Source organism: Pseudomonadota bacterium (assembly GCA_026388275.1).
GTDB lineage: Bacteria > Desulfobacterota > Syntrophorhabdia > Syntrophorhabdales > Syntrophorhabdaceae > JAPLKB01.
This window is the reverse complement of sequence record JAPLKB010000042.1, coordinates 1-17,688: the sequence shown is the minus strand read 5'-3', so window position 1 is coordinate 17,688 and position 17,688 is coordinate 1. Positions and strand designations below refer to the sequence as shown.

15 protein-coding genes are annotated in these 17,688 nt (G+C 42.4%); 12 read left to right on the top strand and 3 right to left on the bottom strand.

Features of this window, described 5'->3' with window-relative positions; all coding sequences use genetic code 11:
* The first annotated feature begins 123 nt into the window (after nucleotides 1–123).
* From NT010_10985 to NT010_10960, 6 genes are all read left to right on the top strand, one after another.
* A complete protein-coding gene (locus NT010_10985; protein ID MCX5806573.1) occupies nucleotides 124–1,296 on the top strand; it encodes an MFS transporter in 1,173 nt (390 codons plus the stop codon).
* A gap of 117 nt (nucleotides 1,297–1,413) precedes the next feature.
* Complete coding sequence (locus NT010_10980; protein ID MCX5806572.1) at nucleotides 1,414–2,292, top strand: ARMT1-like domain-containing protein; 879 nt, start codon at nucleotides 1,414–1,416, stop codon at nucleotides 2,290–2,292.
* A 326-nt stretch (nucleotides 2,293–2,618) separates the two neighbouring features.
* Nucleotides 2,619–2,924 carry a putative quinol monooxygenase gene (locus NT010_10975; protein ID MCX5806571.1) on the top strand — a complete coding sequence of 102 codons (306 nt, stop codon included), beginning with the start codon at nucleotides 2,619–2,621 and terminating at the stop codon, nucleotides 2,922–2,924.
* Between the two features lie 271 nt (nucleotides 2,925–3,195).
* Nucleotides 3,196–4,050, top strand: a complete 855-nt coding sequence (locus tag NT010_10970; protein ID MCX5806570.1) for a FecR family protein — start codon at nucleotides 3,196–3,198, stop codon at nucleotides 4,048–4,050.
* Nucleotides 4,051–4,073: 23 nt separating this feature from the next.
* A complete protein-coding gene (gene hypA, locus NT010_10965) occupies nucleotides 4,074–4,487 on the top strand; it encodes a hydrogenase nickel incorporation protein HypA (GenBank protein ID MCX5806569.1) in 414 nt (137 codons plus the stop codon).
* Nucleotides 4,484–5,221, top strand: a complete 738-nt coding sequence (locus tag NT010_10960) for a P-loop NTPase (GenBank protein ID MCX5806568.1) — start codon at nucleotides 4,484–4,486, stop codon at nucleotides 5,219–5,221. The genes hypA and NT010_10960 overlap by 4 nt, the downstream gene beginning before the upstream one ends.
* A gap of 56 nt (nucleotides 5,222–5,277) precedes the next feature.
* Here the strand turns inward: NT010_10960 and NT010_10955 are convergent, their stop codons facing one another.
* Genes NT010_10955 through fdhF form a run of 3 tightly spaced genes read right to left on the bottom strand, consistent with a single transcriptional unit; the run spans nucleotide 5,278 to nucleotide 10,679 of the window.
* Nucleotides 5,278–6,105, bottom strand: a complete 828-nt coding sequence (locus tag NT010_10955; GenBank protein MCX5806567.1) for a formate/nitrite transporter family protein — start codon at nucleotides 6,103–6,105, stop codon at nucleotides 5,278–5,280.
* Between the two features lie 36 nt (nucleotides 6,106–6,141).
* Complete coding sequence (gene nuoF / locus NT010_10950) at nucleotides 6,142–7,965, bottom strand: NADH-quinone oxidoreductase subunit NuoF (GenBank protein MCX5806566.1); 1,824 nt, start codon at nucleotides 7,963–7,965, stop codon at nucleotides 6,142–6,144.
* 14 nt (nucleotides 7,966–7,979) lie between these two features.
* A complete protein-coding gene (fdhF, locus tag NT010_10945; GenBank protein MCX5806565.1) occupies nucleotides 7,980–10,679 on the bottom strand; it encodes a formate dehydrogenase subunit alpha in 2,700 nt (899 codons plus the stop codon).
* A gap of 465 nt (nucleotides 10,680–11,144) precedes the next feature.
* Here fdhF and NT010_10940 point away from each other — a divergent pair, with 465 nt between their 5' ends.
* The 6 genes from NT010_10940 to NT010_10915 form a co-directional block, all read left to right on the top strand.
* On the top strand, nucleotides 11,145–13,328 hold the full coding sequence (locus NT010_10940; protein ID MCX5806564.1) for a hydrogenase iron-sulfur subunit: 2,184 nt from the start codon (nucleotides 11,145–11,147) through the stop codon (nucleotides 13,326–13,328).
* Between the two features lie 2 nt (nucleotides 13,329–13,330).
* The gene (locus NT010_10935; protein ID MCX5806563.1) at nucleotides 13,331–14,311 is read left to right on the top strand and encodes an oxidoreductase; all 981 of its coding nucleotides are present in this window, start codon (nucleotides 13,331–13,333) and stop codon (nucleotides 14,309–14,311) included.
* Between the two features lie 9 nt (nucleotides 14,312–14,320).
* Nucleotides 14,321–15,778 (top strand): Ni/Fe hydrogenase subunit alpha, encoded by a 1,458-nt coding sequence (locus tag NT010_10930; GenBank protein MCX5806562.1) that lies wholly within the window; start codon nucleotides 14,321–14,323, stop codon nucleotides 15,776–15,778.
* Between the two features lie 78 nt (nucleotides 15,779–15,856).
* On the top strand, nucleotides 15,857–16,327 hold the full coding sequence (locus NT010_10925; GenBank protein ID MCX5806561.1) for a hydrogenase maturation protease: 471 nt from the start codon (nucleotides 15,857–15,859) through the stop codon (nucleotides 16,325–16,327).
* A 403-nt stretch (nucleotides 16,328–16,730) separates the two neighbouring features.
* Nucleotides 16,731–17,081 carry a cupin domain-containing protein gene (locus tag NT010_10920; protein ID MCX5806560.1) on the top strand — a complete coding sequence of 117 codons (351 nt, stop codon included), beginning with the start codon at nucleotides 16,731–16,733 and terminating at the stop codon, nucleotides 17,079–17,081.
* A gap of 84 nt (nucleotides 17,082–17,165) precedes the next feature.
* On the top strand, nucleotides 17,166–17,688 hold a 523-nt coding region (locus tag NT010_10915), incomplete at its 3' end, for a hypothetical protein (GenBank protein ID MCX5806559.1).

Genomic DNA, 17,688 nt, shown 5'->3' with positions numbered 1-17,688 from the left:
AGACGACTTCACTGTTGTGGTTGACCCCGGCATATTTATTTTGCCGGGGTTTCCTATATCAACACAAGTTTGATAAATATCTATAATTGTGATATAGCCTATCCGTTAGTTATACGGAGGTTTATGCCATCAAAGAGGATTCTTTTCTTTTTTATTGCCTGGATCGGAGGGCTCCTTTACTTTGCTCAGCGTTGGATATTTGGTCCTCTTATCCCCTCTCTTATGCAAGAATTTCATACTGACAGGACCGGCCTTGGCATTATCGGTGCTGCTTCTCTCTGGGGTTACATGTTTACCCCTATTATCGCCGGTTTAATATCGGATCGTTTTGGAAGAAAATATACCATCCTTTTTGGCATTTTCGGTTTCTCTGCCCTCACAGTAATCTGCGGATTAGTATCCAGCATAGGACATCTCTTTATTGGACGGCTTCTTACAGGCATGATAGAGCCCTTTTATTTCGTTATCCTTCTCGCTTTTACACTTGAACTTTTCCCGGAACGACCGGGATTCTTTTTAACCGCCATATCCTCCGGCTCTTCTTTAGGCTGGTTTGTAGGTCCTGCATCGGCAGGCTGGTTGCTGGATTTCACCGGAAGTTGGAGGGCGCCATTTATATTGACCGGGCTTGCAGGTATCGTTGTTGCGGTTCTCCTGATCCTTGTCTGGCCCCAGGAAGGAAATAAGACCCGGGCTGGTGCTTTTTTCGACAAAAGCATCATCAAACCCGCCAACCTGATTATGCTTTTTCTCCTGAGCCTGACTGCAATGTTCCAGATATCTGCCGAGTTTGGTTTTACCATGTGGTATCCTGTCTTTCTTAAAACAGAAATAGGGACAAGTGCAACGATTGCCGGTCTTATTGCCGGTCTGTATGGGGTAGGACAGTTCATTGGCCGGCCATTTCTGGGATGGGTATCCGATAAACTCGGCTATCGGCGGGTTGGCATAAGCGGCGGAATTCTTATGGGAACATCTCTCGTACTTTTACTTTGGGTAAGCAGCCCTTTCCTTAGGGCTATCTTCACCTTTCAGATGGGTTTTATCGGCGGTGCTGTAATGGGTGCGCTCTGGACGTTCACCGGTCTTGTTTTTCCATCCTTTAAGGGTCTGGCTCTTGGAGTGATCTCCACTTTTGCCTATGCAATGGCATCTGCCGCCCCTATATCAATAGGATACATAGGAGATCATTATTCAGTATTGGCAGGACTTTTATCAATACCCCTACCTTGCGCCTTTCTTGCAGCATTAGCTTTTCTGGCTACATATCTTCTTATACCACAAATGAAACGATGAAACTGATATACATCCTGTAAATTATTGCTTTAACTGAAAACGCATTTTATAATGTGACGACAATGTGCACCGCTTGTCCTTGCGGCTAACATATATATAAAAAAGAAAGGAGCCGTTATGTTTATCTGGCCCGACTGTATTCCTTGTATATTGAAGATGTCACTGGGAGCAGGCCGTCTTGCGATCAAAGAAGAGGATCTTATGAAAGATTTCATGAGTGAAGTGCTGAAGTTAAGGCCTTTTTGTGGAGAAAATTGGCATGTACTTGCAGGCGAAGTAATAAGGGATATCTGGTACATACTGGAGAAAATTACAGGCGAAGCGGATCCCATGAAGGAAATAAAGATAAATCAAAATAACATGGCTCTGGATATATATTCTGCTGCGAAAGAATTGGTCTTAAAAAACCATGACCCTTTTATTAAAGCTTTAAAGTTATCTATTGCCGGTAACGATCTGTACGACTTGGTAAGTGTCCATGATAAGGCAATGGAAAGACTGGTCCCCGAACTGGAAAAATATGTAATAAATATAAAAAATGTTGAAGTATTCAAGGATCGTTTGAGTAAAGCCAAACGGCTTGTGTACTTTAGTGATAATTGCGGAGAGATCGTTTTCGACAGACTTCTGCTTGAGGTCATCTGCCATGATATGCATGATCTTGAAACAACGTTTGTAACAAGAACGCTTCCTGTTCTTAATGATGCCACGTTAAATGATGCCCGGTCAGTAGGTATTGAAGAAGTTGCAGAAGTCATAGAAAACGGTACTCAGGAACCAATAGCAGGCACCATACTTGCAAAAGTCTCTCCCCGTGTGAGATTGCTTGTTGAGAGGGCAGACCTTTTGATTTCTAAAGGAGGGGCGAATTATGACTGTCTCACCGAAGAACCGGCAATAAAAGGGAAAATTACATATCTCCTTCATGGTAAATGTTATCCCTATTGTACCGACAACAACGTTCCCGTGGGTTCACTTATTGTTCGGAACGGCTAAAAAAACTATGTTGCCCACAGCCAACATATGAACTTTCACTTCTACGAGGTTAAATTATATTATTGTAATATTTCTGTAATTAATTATGTATGACTTTGGAACTACTGGTAAATTAGAAATAACCAAATGATCTTTAAGGTTTAATAAGGATATACCTTTCAGCCCTTTTGTTTTGAGGTAATCAATAATGTTACTATTTTTGAAAGGATATTGCCAGGAAGTCCGATGTTGGAAAGCATTATCGGTCATTAGACAAGGAAGCATCTGCTTTTCTACTTTGCAGCGAAAAATAAGGATGTTATAATTAAAAGAGGGAGGAAACTAACATGATTCATGTAATTGCCTCAGTACGTGTGAAGACAGGCAGGGTTAACGAGTATCTTGAAATATTTAAATCCAATATGCCAAAGGTCAGAGAAGAGAAGGGGTGTGTTCAGTATATCCCAACAATGGATATTGACTCCGGTTTGCCCCCGCAGGTATTGGAAGACAATCTAATCACTATTATCGAGAAGTGGGAGAATATGGATGCACTCCATGATCATCTTGCCAGCCCTCACATGATGGCATACATGGAAAAGGTAGAAGGTATGGTTCAAAATGTGTCCCTTAAGGTGCTTAAGGAAGCATAATGGGCTTTTAAATTGTAAGAGTCCAGTCGCTATTGCCAGTCTCCTGAAGAAATTTAATGATCCTTACCAATATAAAACAGCGACGAGTTGTTAACAAGATAGTGCCTGGACACGTCTTTTTAATGGCCAGGATTCCCGATAGCTCGGAGGCTTTTCCGGTTTTCTTAATTTCAAGGAGGTAAATAATTTTTATTGACTAAGTTTATGTCCAATGTTATCATACAAAAATAGTATTTTATTATGTCTTAATAACATCTAGAGAGGGTTATTTATGAAAAGGTATAAAATGGCAGTCCGTTTCTTTGTCTTTCTTTTAGTTCTACAGATGTTGCTGCCATTTCCTGTTTTTGCCGATACAATCGGAAAATTTAATGAAATTAAAGGTGATGTATCACTCAACAGGGCAAAGGCACGTTTGAAACCTGATGTTGGAGACAATATTCAGACTAAGGATATCATATATACGGGCGATCAATCGAGGGCAAGATTACTTCTTGCCGATGACAGTATACTTAGAATGGGTCCGAAATCACATCTTGAAATTACCGAATTTCTTCTTGAAAAGAATAAAAGAAAAAGCGTTGTTTCTTTAAAAGCAGGTAATCTATATACTAAAGTGGAAAAATTCCTTGACTCGAATTCAAATTTTGAAGTTCGTACCCCTACGGCAGTTGCAGGAGCAAGAGGAACAGCATGGCTGACAGTAGTAGAAGTTGTTAATAATATTGCACAGAGTTCAATTTATGCATTGGAACAGACAGTGGCAGTTATGAACCCCTTAATTTCATCACAAGTTGTTGCTGTGACGGCAGGTAATTTCACAACTGTTGTTGCCGGTATGGCACCGACTATTCCTGCGGCTTTTACACCGGCTGTAATTCAGGGGGTTATGGGTCAGATAGGTGCTTCAATGCCTGCAGGTACAGGTACGGCAGGTGCAACAGGCACGGGTGCAGCAGGGGCAGGAGCAGCAGGCGCAGGAGCAGGAGCAGGTGTAGGGGCAGGTATTGGAGCAGGCACAGTAGCGGCTGGAATAGCCGGAGCAGCTGCCGTAGCAGCAGGTGTTGCGGCGATAACAAGCGGCAGCAGTTCAACAGAAACACATACAACCACATCTAACCATTAAAAAACATAATTAAGGATTGCAAAATGCATGAATGGGCACTGGCAGAATCAGTTATCTGTTCTATTTCAGATGAAATAAAAAAAAATAAACTCAGCCGAATATCGCGCGTTACGGTAAAAATTGGCGAGTTACAGCAGATCGATATTGAAATATTCAGGTTTGCTCTTGAAAATGTCCTTGCAACATACGAAACAACTGTAGATCAAGAATGCATTATACTTGAAAAAGAGCTAAGCACTTTGAAATGCAATGTCTGCGAAAATGAATGGAGTTTCGGAGAAAACATCAAAAAGATGCAGGCGGATGAAGCAGAGGCTATTCACTTTATCCCGGAGATTGCTCACACTTACATGAGATGTCCTGTCTGCGGAAGTCCTGACTTCAACATCAAAAAAGGGCGTGGTGTATGGATAGAGAGTATTGAAGGAGAGACATGATAGATCCGCGTTTGCATGTTATCAGTAAAAGACTGGAAAAAATAAAAAAGATAATAGCTGTTTCAGGCGGAAAGGGTGGAATAGGCAAGAGTACGGTTGCCTCAGTTCTGGCATTGTGTATGACAAAAAACGGCTATAAAACAGGTCTTCTGGATCTTGATCTGAGTGGTCCTTCTACACATATTATACTTGGAATAAAAGGCGCATATCCGGAAGAAGACAAAGGGCTGATCCCACCGGAAATACATGGGATTAAATATATGTCCATTATATATTTTGCAGGCAATAACCCTTCTCCGTTGAGAGGTAGCGATATATCTAATATCATTATAGAATTACTTACAATTACAATATGGGATCAACTGGATGTGCTGATTCTTGATATGCCCCCTGGAATCAGCGATTCTATACTCGATGTCATAAGATTAATTAAAAAAATGAACTTTCTTGTTGTTACCATACCCTCAAAGGTTGCAATCGGGGTTATGAAAAAAGAAATGAAAATACTTATGGAGCTTAATATACCTGTCATGGGTGTTCTTGAAAATATGAGGATAAAGGAGTCTCCTTTGCTTTCAGATATGATGAGCGATCTAAATATTCCTGTATTAGGCACAATAAACTTTGATCAGACAATTGAAGATGCAACCGGCAATATGGATAAATTGATTGAAACCGATTTTTACAAGCAACTTGATAGAATATTTAATACAAGAATTAAAGATAAATTGTAGATGCAGAAAAGAAGTTGCAAACAGCCCCGAACCCTGGCAGGTTCGGGGCTGTTTTTTTATGTAGGTGAAATACTGGAAAGTTCCTTTTTAAAGGAATAAAAATAAACCGCCCCAATAAAAATAAACCCGCCAACAATGTTCCCGATGGTAACAGGAATAAGATTCCATTGTATAAACTGACCCCAAGTGACATTTGCGCCCAGCATAATCCCAACAGGAATAAAATACATATTTGCCACGCTGTGTTCAAATCCCGAGGAAACAAAGGCCATAATGGGGAACCAGATACCAAAAAATTTACCGACCATATTTTTGGATGAAAGAGCCAACAATATTGCAACATTAACCAGCAGGTTGCAGGCAATGCCTTTCATAAATGCCGACCAGTAGCCCATCGTCCCTGCCGTCATATAAGGAAGCACCTTTGCCTGCGCTATGGCGACTGCATTCTGTCCGAAAGCAGTCAATGGCGCAATGCCGCCCGTGGTGAACGGCCCGACTGACATAAGATATGCCCAAAAAAGAGAACCGACAAAGTTGCCTATATAGACCCATATCCATGCATTGATAACTTTACCCCATGTGCTTTTATTTTGAAAAACAGCCATAGGAATAAGCATGGTATCGCCTGTGAACAAAGACATTCCTGTAAGCACGATAGCAATCAAGCCTACCGGGAAGACTGCCCCTGTAATAAGGGCTCTGAAGCCGGGCCCCATCGTCTTTTCCAACCCAGTCGAACAGACTGTACAAAGGGCCCCTCCGACAGCAATAAAAAGGCCTGCCATAAAACTCCTTACCAACCAATTTGGTATGCCGAGATTGCCTTTGTATTTTCCGGCGTCTCCCGCTAACTGAACAATTTCCACTGGTTTGTTTGCCATTCATTCCTCCTTATTAAAATTAAATTATGTTTATATCTACCTGTAAAACCTCGCCAACGTTTTGTCGCACTCAGGGCATTTGTAATTCGGATTACAGTGCTTCAAAAACTCCTCCCTGAAGTATTTCAACGTTGTTATTATAGGCAACACAGGGGATTGCCCGAGGGCACAAAGAGAAGCCTTCTTCATCAGTGTAGCCTTTTCAATCATCATGTCAATATCCTGTTCAACAGCAGTTCTTGTAGCGAACTTCCTTGCAAGATAATGCAGTTGTGATGTCCCTACACGGCAAGGTACGCACTGCCCACAGGATTCATGCTCAAAGAAACTGAGTATATTCAGTAAAAAATCCACAGCGCAAGTATCCTCATCACATACAAGTACTACCCCTGAACCGAGCGTTACTCCTGCTTGTATCGTCTGGTCTATGTCGAGAGGAAGGTCAAGCAAGTCTTCCCCAAGGACGCCTGCTGCCGATCCGCCCACCTGTGCGAATTTAAAACGTTTCCCATTTTTAACGCCCTTTCCGTATTCATAAATTATTTCACGGAGGGTCACTCCCATCGGCAGTTCAACAAGGCCAACTCTGTTCATCTTCCCCGATAGACAGTATATTTTTGTTCCTGCACATTTTTCAGTACCGACAGATTTATACCAATCGGCACCTCTTCTGATGATCATAGGCGCAGAGGCGTATGTTTCAACATTATTGACGTTTGACGGCATACCTGAAAAACCAGCCCCGGCCGGGAATGGAGGCCTGAATCTTGGATAACCCCGTTTTCCTTCCATGGAATTCATAAGCGATGATTCCTCACCGCATACATATGCGCCCCCGCCTTCTTTAATGAATACATCGAAGCTGAATGAGGAACCGGAAATAGGTCTTCCAAGAAAGCCTTTCTCACGCGCCTGATCTATTGCATGCTGAAGTCTTTCAATAGCACGCCTGAATTCCCCTCTCACATAGATGTATCCGACAGATGCGCCTGTAGCATAACCGCATATAATCATGCCCTCAAGAAGCATATGGGGATTACCTTCCATAAGAATACGATCTTTATATGTGCCGGGTTCTCCTTCATCGGCATTACATATAATGTACTTCTGCATATCTCCTTTAGGCATGAATGACCATTTGACGCCTGCAGGGAATCCTGCGCCCCCTCTTCCTCTTAGTCCCGAAATTTTCACAATATTTATCACATCGTCAGGGGAATATTCTTTTATTGCCTTTTTGAGTGCGCTGTATCCACCATTCTTAATAAAGCTGTCGATACTCAGCGGGTCGACCTTGCCGATCATTCTTAGCAGCCGTTTGGTTTGTCTGTCATCATCGATGATACATGATGCTGCTTCAACCTCCAGCCCACAGGATTCTCCAAAAAATGGCGTTTTCTTTCTGTAATCCTTGAATATCTCTCCCATTCTCTCTTCAGTGAGATTTCCATGGAGATCGTAATTTATCATCATGGCAGGGGCTACAGAACAAACCCCGAGACATTCACATTTTTCAAGGTAAAACATTCCGTCAGATGTTGCCTCGCCCGGTTTAATGCCAAGATACTTTTCAATATAGTCAAAAACAGTTCTTGCCCCCATTACATGACATGGGCCTGATTTACAAACCCGTACTATAAAACGTGCCCTGGGATTTGTTTTGAACATACCGTAAAATCCTAGAAAACCTGCTACAGCGCTCTTCGGGATATTCATTAAATCGGCAACTTCTTTTAATACGCTTACATCAAGCTGATTGTTGCCGGATAAATGCTCAAGATCCCGCAGTATATACATGAGGTGCTCTCTTGCATTTCCTCTGTTCTCTATTACATTTTTAATTTCTGTAGTTGTTATCATCTCTATCACCGCCTTTACATGTATATTTTTTCAATCTTGCATGCACATACCTTATATTCCGGTATCTTGCAGGTAGGATCAAGGGCGTCTATGGTTAACTTATTCGCAGCTGCTTCATAGAAGTGAAAGGGGATAAAAACAGTATTCGGCTTTATTTTTCCTGTCACCTTTGCCTTTATCCTTATGCTGCCGCGTCTTGAAGAGACTGAAATGATCTCGCCGTCTGTAATATTATAGTTTTCTGCATCATTAGGGTTCATCTCAACAAACCCTTCCGGTACTATTTCATCAAGTATTCTTGAGTTCCTCGTCATTGTGCCTGTGTGGAAATGTTCAAGTAAACGGCCGGTGGTTAGTATCACAGGATATTCCGGATCGGTTTCTTCTGCAGGGGGTGTATAATCAATAGCTGTGAAAAGGCCCAGCCCTCGTGAAAATTTATCTTTATGGAGAAACTGCGTTCCAGGATGTTCAACAGTAGGACACGGCCATTGTATCAGTTCCTTTTCGATTCTTTCATATGTGATTCCGGCATAAGAAGGCGTTACCTTTCTGATCTCCTCAAAAATGTCCTCTGCTTTTAAATAGTTCCATTTGGCGCCCATTCGGTTTGCCAACTGTGTAATAATCCACCAATCGTCCTTTGCATCTCCTGGCGGCGGAAGTACCTTGTGCATAGGCTGCACCCTTCTTTCTGTGTTGCTTGCCGTACCCTCTTTTTCAATAAAAGCACATGCCGGGAATACCACATCAGCGTATTGAGCGGTTTCAGTAAGAAAAATATCCTGGACAACAAAGAACTCAAGCGATTCAATGGCCTCTATAACATGGTGCTGATTCGGGTCGGACATGATGGGGTTTTCGCCCATGAGGTAAACAGCCTTCAGATTTCCTTCTATAGCAGCGTTAAACATTTCCACAATTGTCAGCCCTGGTTTGAGAGATAAACCTGTCGCATCCCAGAAATTTTCAAATTTCGCCTTATTATCTTCATTGGCAACAGGTTGATATGCCGGATACACCGCATTGAGAGCGCCCATATCACATGCACCCTGAACATTGTTCTGTCCGCGTAGCGGATTGACTCCTCCGCCTGGAACACCCATGTTGCCGAGCAACATCTGGAGGTTTGCCGTAGACTTTACGCCATTGACACCTGAGATGAACTGGGTAATGCCCATGGAATAATAAAGGGCCATAGGTTTTAAATTAGCCATAAGATGAGCAGCACTTACAATATCTTCTGGATTATCAATCCCGCAAATCTCTGCAACATATTCCGGGGTATATTTCTCAAGCGCTGCAGCCATTGCGTCAAAACCTTCGCAACGTGTTTCAATAAATTCCTTATCAAAAAGCTCTTCCTTAATTAACACGTGCATAAAACCGTTAAGAATAGCTATATTCGTACCCGGCTTGATTTGAAAATAATAATCTGCATATCTTGAAAGCTCAATCCTACGAGGATCAGCTACAATCAGTTTTTTGCCTTGATTGATTACTTCTTTTTTTATCATTGAACCAAGAACAGGATGGTTTTCTGTTGTGTTTGATCCTATCACAAGAAATCCTTCGGAAAGTGGTGTTTCACGGATAGAGTTTGTCATCGCTCCTGAACCGAACACTGCCGCCAGACCGGCGACGGTGGAACTGTGTCAGAGCCGGGCGCAGTGGTCTACATTATTCGTACCTATCATTGCCCTCATGAATTTTTGCATAAGATAATTTTCTTCATTCGTACATTTCGCAGATGACAATGCTGCAAGAGAATCGGGGCCACTCTTTTCTTTTATTTCAGTGAATTTGCTTGCAACCAGGTCAAGGGCTTCGTCCCAGCTTGCTTCTTCAAGCTTGCCATTTTTCTTTATAAGCGGTTTTGTAAGCCGTTTGGGGCTCTGGACAAAGTCAAATCCGAACCTCCCCTTTACGCACAAATGCCCCTTGTTCGGGCCGTCCTCGTTCCCCATGGTCTTAACCAGCAGACCTTCCTTGTTTTTATAGAAATCTATTTTGCAGCCTACCCCGCAATATATGCAGATGCTTGACTCTTTTGTAAGTTCCCATGCATGGCCTTTGCCAAGAACTGTCTGAAATGAAAGGGCTCCTGTGGGACACAACTGGACACACGTTCCACACTTCACGCATTCTGAGTCGCCGATCTTTTCAAAAAGACCTGATGTAAGATGGGTGTGACTTCCTCTATCGGTAAAATCCCATACATTGGAAAGTTGAATTTCTTTACAGGCTTTTACACATCTCCCGCATAAAACACACCTGTTTTCATTTCTCTTTAAGCCTTCACTTGATTCGTAGTCTATTTCCCTTGCACGTTTCGGATATTCGTAAGCAGTCTGCTGTATATCGTATTTATAAACAAGAGCCTGTAGCTCACACTCACCATTTGCATCACAGTAAAGACAGTTGTGGTCCCCTTCTGCAAGGAGCAATTCCAGAATACCCCTTCTTATTTGTATGATCTCCTCGTCTTCCGTAACAACCTTTATGCCTTCCATGACAGGTTCTGTACAGGCCGTTTTAAGCATCACATCATTTACTTTAACAATACACATTCGACATGCACCTGTCTTGCTTACTCTTGGATGATAACAAAGATAAGGGATGTCAACTCCGTTCATAAGGGCTGCTTCAAGAATTGTCTGCCCTTTCCTGGCGTTTACTTCACGTCCGTTGAATGACAATTTTATTTCATCCATATTAAGTACTCCTTTTTGCTTTTAATTGATCACAAAAAAATTAAACAGAAATCAAATTTGGTTAAACTTAATGCAAAAATATCATTAAATATTTGGTATTTTTCTGCCATATACAAATTAAAATGTCAAATGAAATAATTCACATTCATTATAGTGAACATATTCCAATTATCATAGATAATTTAGCGTATAATATTAATTTTTATTATTATTGATAGCGTTTTATTGTTTATAATAGTGAATATCATTATTGGCATCTTGCAAAAAAATATGAATTTAATACATATTGACATCAAATTAAAAATAAACTAATATCATTGCCAGCAATAGACGACTTTTATGGTAATTATAACCGATTGTTATTTTTTTCATATGCGCAGCCGTTTAAACCTACGTCCTGTTTTTACTTCAGTTATAAATGTTCATTTCAAATCAAACAACCAAAAGTAAAGGAGGTAAACGACCATGTGGCAGTTGAGGAATGATGAAGAAGCACGGGTTGAAGCCGCAGTAAAACAGGTTCTCCCCCCTTGTCAGGTCAAATGTCCCATTAAAGAGGGCATACAGAGAACAAATGTAATGATCTCTCTTCTGCCTGATGATCCGGAAAAAGCACGTGAAGGAGTGATCCAGATCGGGGACTATCTGTATGACAGAAACCCTTTATTTACCGTATGCGGATACATATGCGGCATCTGCGAACGGGAATGTAATTACAAAACAAAGGGCGGATCAATTAAAAGGAGATTGCTGAAGAGATTTCTTTCCGATTACTACACACCATATCTGCCTGAAAAACCATCTGTAAACATTGACAGCAAAAAAGCCAAGGTTGCTATTGTTGGCGGTGGTCCAGGAGGTTTGCTCTGTGCCTGGGAATTAGGTAAGAAAGGTTATGATGTAACAATCTTCGATAACAATCCGAAATTGGGCGGTGCGGTAAGGTACATTCCGAAATACCGCTTGCCTGAGAATGTCCTTGATGCTGCCGTAGACAACCTTGTAAGAATCGGCGGGATTAATGTTGAAAAGATTAAACTGGACGGGAGTGATCCGGTTGCTCAATTAAAAGAAAAGGGATTTAAAGCCTTTTTCATTGCCACAGGGACACCATACCCGCGTCCGCTTACCCTCGGCATAAAACCTGTGGATTGGCAGGGACTGGAAAATGTGGATTACGGCCTCACCTTTCTTGATCAGGCAGGGAAAAACGAGCTTCCATCAGATTACTATAAAGATAAGAGAGTTATTGTAATAGGCGGAGGCAATGTTGCTTTTGACGCTGCAAGAACTGCATACAGAATGGGTGGAAAGGTAACAATGGTCTGTCTTGAGACCTGGGATAAAAAGCACAAAGACGGTATTCCGGCAGACGCTGAAGAGATAGAAGGCGCCCATCAGGAAGGCATCAGGATAGTCTATTCAAGGGGTGTCAAAAAGGTGGTAGGAGAAAACGGTAAATTTACAAAGGTGGACTGTCCGAAATGTACAAGTGTCTTTGATGAAAAGGGCTTTAATCCCAAATTTGATACATCGGACAGTATGGAGATTGAAGGAGACGTGCTTCTGATTACCATAGGACAGGCATGGGACAGGTCATTCCTTCAGTCAGCCGGTCTCTTTGATGAAAACGGCAGGCTTGCTGTTGACCCTGTAACTCACCAGAGCTTGCTGAAAAAAGAAGTATTTCTTGGCGGAGATGTCAGAAGGGTTGGTTTTATGGTGGACGCAATGGCTGAAGGCAGGCAGGCGGCAGATTCTATTGATAAATATCTGAGGGGCCTCGGGCTGCAGCGCTGGATAGTAAGGTATGAAGGGAGTGAAGCCCCACTGCGTGCAACCTATAAGCCTGAACCGGCAGCGAAATGGACCTCTCCGGACAAACGTATGAATTTTGATGTTTTCGAGAAAGGATTTACCATTGACGAGGCAATCAAAGAGGCGCGCAGATGTCTCGAATGCGGTCCCTGCATTTCCTGTAAGGCCTGCGTATCGACAGGCATACAGCCTGAACTGCCTGCCGTAAAAATAGAAGAAAATCTTTGCAGCGGCTGCGGTATCTGTGTAGCAGCCTGCAACTACAACACTGCTCACCTGACTGAGACAGAGCAGTTTTTTGAAGGCAGGGTGATAGGAACAAAGAGGATCTCTTATACTGACCCTGTTCTTTGCAAGGCTTGCGGCATGTGTGTGTCAGCATGTCCATCAGGGGCAAGAAGCCTTGTACCCGATGTTTCTATTGAGAAGCAGAAGGCTGATTACGAGTCCGGTGTCGTCTGCTTTTATTGCAAATTCGGCTGGGGATACACCTTTGATCAGGAAAAAATGGAAAAGATAAACAAAATGATACCTGTTGTATGTATCGGAAAAGTTGATGCAACCGATATACTCAATGCCTTTAACAAAGGTGCTGACGGTGTTCTCCTTCTTGGATGCCCTGACGGTGACTGTCATTTCCAGGACGGGAACCAGGAAGCAAAAAAGAGGATTTATCTTCTCCACTCAATATTGGAATCTTTCGGTATTGAAAAGGAAAGACTGGAGGTAATTACCGGCATTGACCCGCAGGCGGAAAGAGTGCTGGGTATTGTGCGCGGCATGGCAGACAGAATAGAAGGTCTTGGACCGAAAACAAGTGTAGGAGGATGAAAATGGCAGATAAACCTAAATTAGCGATATGTTGGTTCGGCGGATGCGGCGGATGCGATGAGGCTATCGTTGACCTGAATGAAGATATCCTCAAGGTGACAAACGCCTTTGATTTAGTCCTCTGGCCTGTTGCGCTCGACTTTAAATATCATCATATCGAGGCAATGGAAGATAAAGAAATCACTTTGAGCATCATAAACGGCTCGGTAAGAAACTCGGAACATGAGGAAATGGCCCACCTTTTGAGAAAGAAATCCAAGCTTATACTTTCCTTCGGCGCCTGTGCATGTTTTGGAGGAACGCCCGGCATGGCAAACTTAAGGAGTAAGGAAGATATCTTTCAGTGGGTTTATGAAGATGCACCGACAATTGTTAACCCCAAACACAATGTTCCACAGCCTGTTTCAAACACGACCGGTTATGAATTAACACTCCCGGAATTTTACACACAGGTGTATCCATTGAATCAGATAATAGATGTTGATTATTATCTTCCCGGATGTCCACCGCCGCCAAACCTGATATATAATGCAGTAAGCGCTGCGATAGCAGGGGATCTGCCGCCGAAGGGCTCAACTCTGGCACCTGAAAGGGCATTATGTGATCTTTGCGAAAGGAACAAAACAAAACCTGATCGCCTTGCCATATCTCAGATCAAGAGGATACATGAAATTGAAGCCGACCCTGAAAAATGCTTTCTTGCTCAGGGGGTAGTCTGTACAGGGCCTGCAACGCGGTCGGGATGCGGGGAAACCTGCATAAAAACAAACATCCCTTGCAGAGGTTGTTTTGGACCTGTTGAAGGTATTGCAGACATGGGCGCAAAATATCTCTCGGCCTTTGCTTCAATAATAGAAGCAGATACGGAGGAAGACAGGAAGAAGCTCACTGAAAGCCTGGACGATCCTACCGGTTATTTCTACCGTTTCACAACTGCATCTTCTCTCTTGAAAAAGAGAAGAGATGCATCAAAGAAATCATGAGGTGCAAAAATGGCTAATAAGATAACGATAAATCCGGTAACAAGATTAGAAGGACACGGTAAGATAGATATTTTTCTTAACGACAACGGGGATGTTGCAGATGCATATTTCCAGGTAACAGAGTTAAGAGGTTTTGAAAGATTCTGTATCGGAAGACCTGCCGAGGAGATGCCGAGGATAGTGCCGAATATATGCGGCGTCTGTCCTACACCCCATAATATGGCATCCACTAAGGCCCTTGATTATATTTACGGCGTAGCCCCCACCCCTACGGCAAAACTTGTGAGAAAACTGCAGTATAATGCTAATTTTATAGAGGACCATTATATCCATTTCTTTTTCCTTGCCGGTCCTGATTTTGTAGTAGGGCCTGATGCCAACCCCGCAGAGAGGAATATCCTGGGAGTAATCAATAAAGTCGGTCTGGATATAGGGAAAAAGGTTATTGAAGTAAGAAAAAAGACGCGGGAGATCATAAAACTTATTGCCAGCAAACCCGCACATCCCGAAGGCGGACTACCGGGAGGTGTTCCAAGGGGCATAACAGAGGAAGAGAGAAAAACTATACGGAAGACTGCAGATTTGTCTGTTGAATTTGCTCAGTTTGCCATGCAGCTATTTAAAGATACTGTGCTCAAGAATAAGGGTTATTTGGATCTTGTCTTAAGTGATGCCTATAATTTGAAGACATACTATATGGCGCTTGTAGATGATACCAAGAAGGTCAACTTTTATGAAGGAAAGCTGAGAGTAATCGATCCATCCGGAAATGAAACAGCTTTTTTTCACCCGAATGACTATGTTGATTATATCGGCGAATGGGTTGAACCATGGACATACATAAGATTGACGCACCTTAAGAAGCTTGGATGGAAGGGGCTTATCGAAGGCGATGATACCTCCCTTTACCGTGTCGGTCCGCTTGCAAGGTACAATGTTTGCGAAGGCATGGCAACACCTCTTGCGCAGAAAGAATACGAACAGATGGTGGAAACGCTGGGTAAACCTTCTCACCATACGCTGGCATATCACTGGATGAGATTGATCGAAGCTCTCCAGGCAGCAGAAGATTTACAGAATATCGCAGACGATCCTTTGCTTACCAGCAAAGACATCCGCAACATGAATTTTCAGTTTACAGGAAAAGGTGTAGGTTGTGTTGAAGCATGCAGAGGCGTATTGATTCATGATTATGAAACCGATGACAATGGATTAATAAGGAAAGTAAACCTTATAGTTGCCACCCAGCACAATGCGGCCCCTATCGGCCTGTCTGTAAAAAAGGCTGCTCAGGCATTCATTAAAGGCGGCGAAGTAAAGGAAGGTATGCTCAATATGGCTGAAATGGCATTCAGAGCATATGATCCATGTCTCGGATGCGCAACACATACATTGCCGGGTAAGATGCCTTTGGTAATTGATATCAGAGACCCTGAGGGGAATATAATCAAGACAATTTCGAGATAAAAGGTTGAACAGTCTTTACTGCCGGACGTTTTAAACCGGCAGTAAAGAATTCAAATATTACCGGATGTAATCATTACAATGAAAAAAAAGACACTGATAATAGGATTGGGTAACACTATACTCAGCGACGACGGTGCAGGTATACTGGCAGCCCGGGAGATTGCGAAGCAATGCCGTGAATTGTCCGGCATAGACATAGTTGAAGCAAGTCTGGGCGGCATTGGACTTCTTGATCTCATGGTGGGATACAAAAAAGTGATTATAGTTGATTCAATAAAAACCGCTGACGGCAAACCGGGTGAGATTTATAAAATTGACCTGGAAGACCTGGGGGATATTACATACCCTTGCGGCCCACATTTTCTTGATGTAAGAACAGCAGTTGAACTTGGCAATAAATTTGGTTATGAAATGCCGGAAAAAATAGAAATCTACGCTATTGAAATCAAAGACAATACAACCTTCAGCGAAATCCTGAGCCCTGAAGTAGAAAAGGCACTTCCCGACCTTGTCAATCAAATCATTACAGACCAGGGACTGATGAATTAAATTTTTTGAACAAACAGTTAAAATTGTAATAGAATACAGCATGCAATATTCAGGTGCTGCCATTGCATGAAAAACTGTTTCGCAGAATGAATATGTACAAGCTTTTACAAAGAGAAAACAGGGAGAGGGGAGAAAAGAAATGAAAATGGAAAAATTTGCCCCCTTCTTTATCCAGGATTCACATAATCATATATATGAATCCTGGTTGAGTGGGCAGCGGCATGTCGGGGATTTTGCAGATGTGGATGGGCTGTAAGTCTTGCAGGCCGTAATCGTACTGAATGTACGCTGGAGGATCGCAAGGCGAAGCAGACCGCCAAAGATGGACATTCCCGAAGATGCCGCTGACCGACCAAGAAGAAACCATAAGAAATAAAAGAAACTGCCTGCAAGGAGGACAAAAATGAAAATTACCAATCTCGCAGAAACGGAGAAAATTAAGCTTGTCATGGAAGGTGCACATAATGCCTATAAGCAAATCCCCATATCTAAACAGGACGGTTCACCGAATTTTGTCTTCCGGGTTTTTACGATTGAACCTGATGGGCATACTCCCTATCACCAGCATCCATCTGAACATCTTAATTATGTCATCGAAGGGAAGGGCGCTGTTGTAATTGAAGGCAAAGAAGAAAAGCCCGTAAAAAAAGGTGATTTTGTTCTTGTTATGCCAGGAGAAATTCATCAGTACATGAATAAATCAAAAGACAAACCGCTTATTCTGATCTGTGCGGTTCCCAAGGAATACGAATAGTAAGGCGAAGGGCGAATTCGCCCCCTCCCCCCTCTGGTTCTTCAGGCAAAATATCCTGACAAAGGGTACAATCTGGATGGGGTGATGAGTGAGTTGGTGAATATCCAAAGGAGACCCGAAGACGTATCGAAGGAAATTGCATTCACTGTGAATGCAATTTCTCAAATCTCTGTAAAGTCTTATCCTACCTTATTCCGCACGATATCACTTCTAAAACTGGTTCCTAAAATTCAGGACGTAATTTTCAGTGGAAAACTCCCTGTTTCCCAGGGATATCTCTTTGCCGCTAACCTTGGAAGTCCTGACTTTTTTACCATATTTGATGAAATAATGGAGAAACCTGTAACTAATGTTAAATTAGAGAAAATGCTTACTGCATACAAAAAAGCCAAACCGAAACCAACATCTAAACCTATGCCTATTAAAAAGAAGGTTGCTGTCTTACAAAATGCAAAATCATACTTTGAGAAAAAGACCGGGATGTATGCGAAATCAGATATTCAGACATTTCTTGATGAACTGAGGGTTTTAGTCTCATTCATAGAAAAGCAGGTTGAAACAGCCCCGGAGATTGTATCGGTGAAACAACCGGATAAAAACCCTGTTC

What these genes read in the sequence shown, in the direction of transcription:
- NT010_10985 (MCX5806573.1), top strand. Translation starts at nt 124, where the DNA reads ATGCCATCAAAGAGGATTCTTTTCTTTTTTATTGCCTGGATCGGAGGG.
- NT010_10980 (MCX5806572.1), top strand. Translation starts at nt 1,414, where the DNA reads ATGTTTATCTGGCCCGACTGTATTCCTTGTATATTGAAGATGTCACTG.
- NT010_10975 (MCX5806571.1), top strand. Translation starts at nt 2,619, where the DNA reads ATGATTCATGTAATTGCCTCAGTACGTGTGAAGACAGGCAGGGTTAAC.
- NT010_10970 (MCX5806570.1), top strand. Translation starts at nt 3,196, where the DNA reads ATGAAAAGGTATAAAATGGCAGTCCGTTTCTTTGTCTTTCTTTTAGTT.
- hypA (MCX5806569.1), top strand. Translation starts at nt 4,074, where the DNA reads ATGCATGAATGGGCACTGGCAGAATCAGTTATCTGTTCTATTTCAGAT.
- NT010_10960 (MCX5806568.1), top strand. Translation starts at nt 4,484, where the DNA reads ATGATAGATCCGCGTTTGCATGTTATCAGTAAAAGACTGGAAAAAATA.
- NT010_10955 (MCX5806567.1), bottom strand. Translation starts at nt 6,105, where the DNA reads ATGGCAAACAAACCAGTGGAAATTGTTCAGTTAGCGGGAGACGCCGGA.
- nuoF (MCX5806566.1), bottom strand. Translation starts at nt 7,965, where the DNA reads ATGATAACAACTACAGAAATTAAAAATGTAATAGAGAACAGAGGAAAT.
- NT010_10940 (MCX5806564.1), top strand. Translation starts at nt 11,145, where the DNA reads ATGTGGCAGTTGAGGAATGATGAAGAAGCACGGGTTGAAGCCGCAGTA.
- NT010_10935 (MCX5806563.1), top strand. Translation starts at nt 13,331, where the DNA reads ATGGCAGATAAACCTAAATTAGCGATATGTTGGTTCGGCGGATGCGGC.
- NT010_10930 (MCX5806562.1), top strand. Translation starts at nt 14,321, where the DNA reads ATGGCTAATAAGATAACGATAAATCCGGTAACAAGATTAGAAGGACAC.
- NT010_10925 (MCX5806561.1), top strand. Translation starts at nt 15,857, where the DNA reads ATGAAAAAAAAGACACTGATAATAGGATTGGGTAACACTATACTCAGC.
- NT010_10920 (MCX5806560.1), top strand. Translation starts at nt 16,731, where the DNA reads ATGAAAATTACCAATCTCGCAGAAACGGAGAAAATTAAGCTTGTCATG.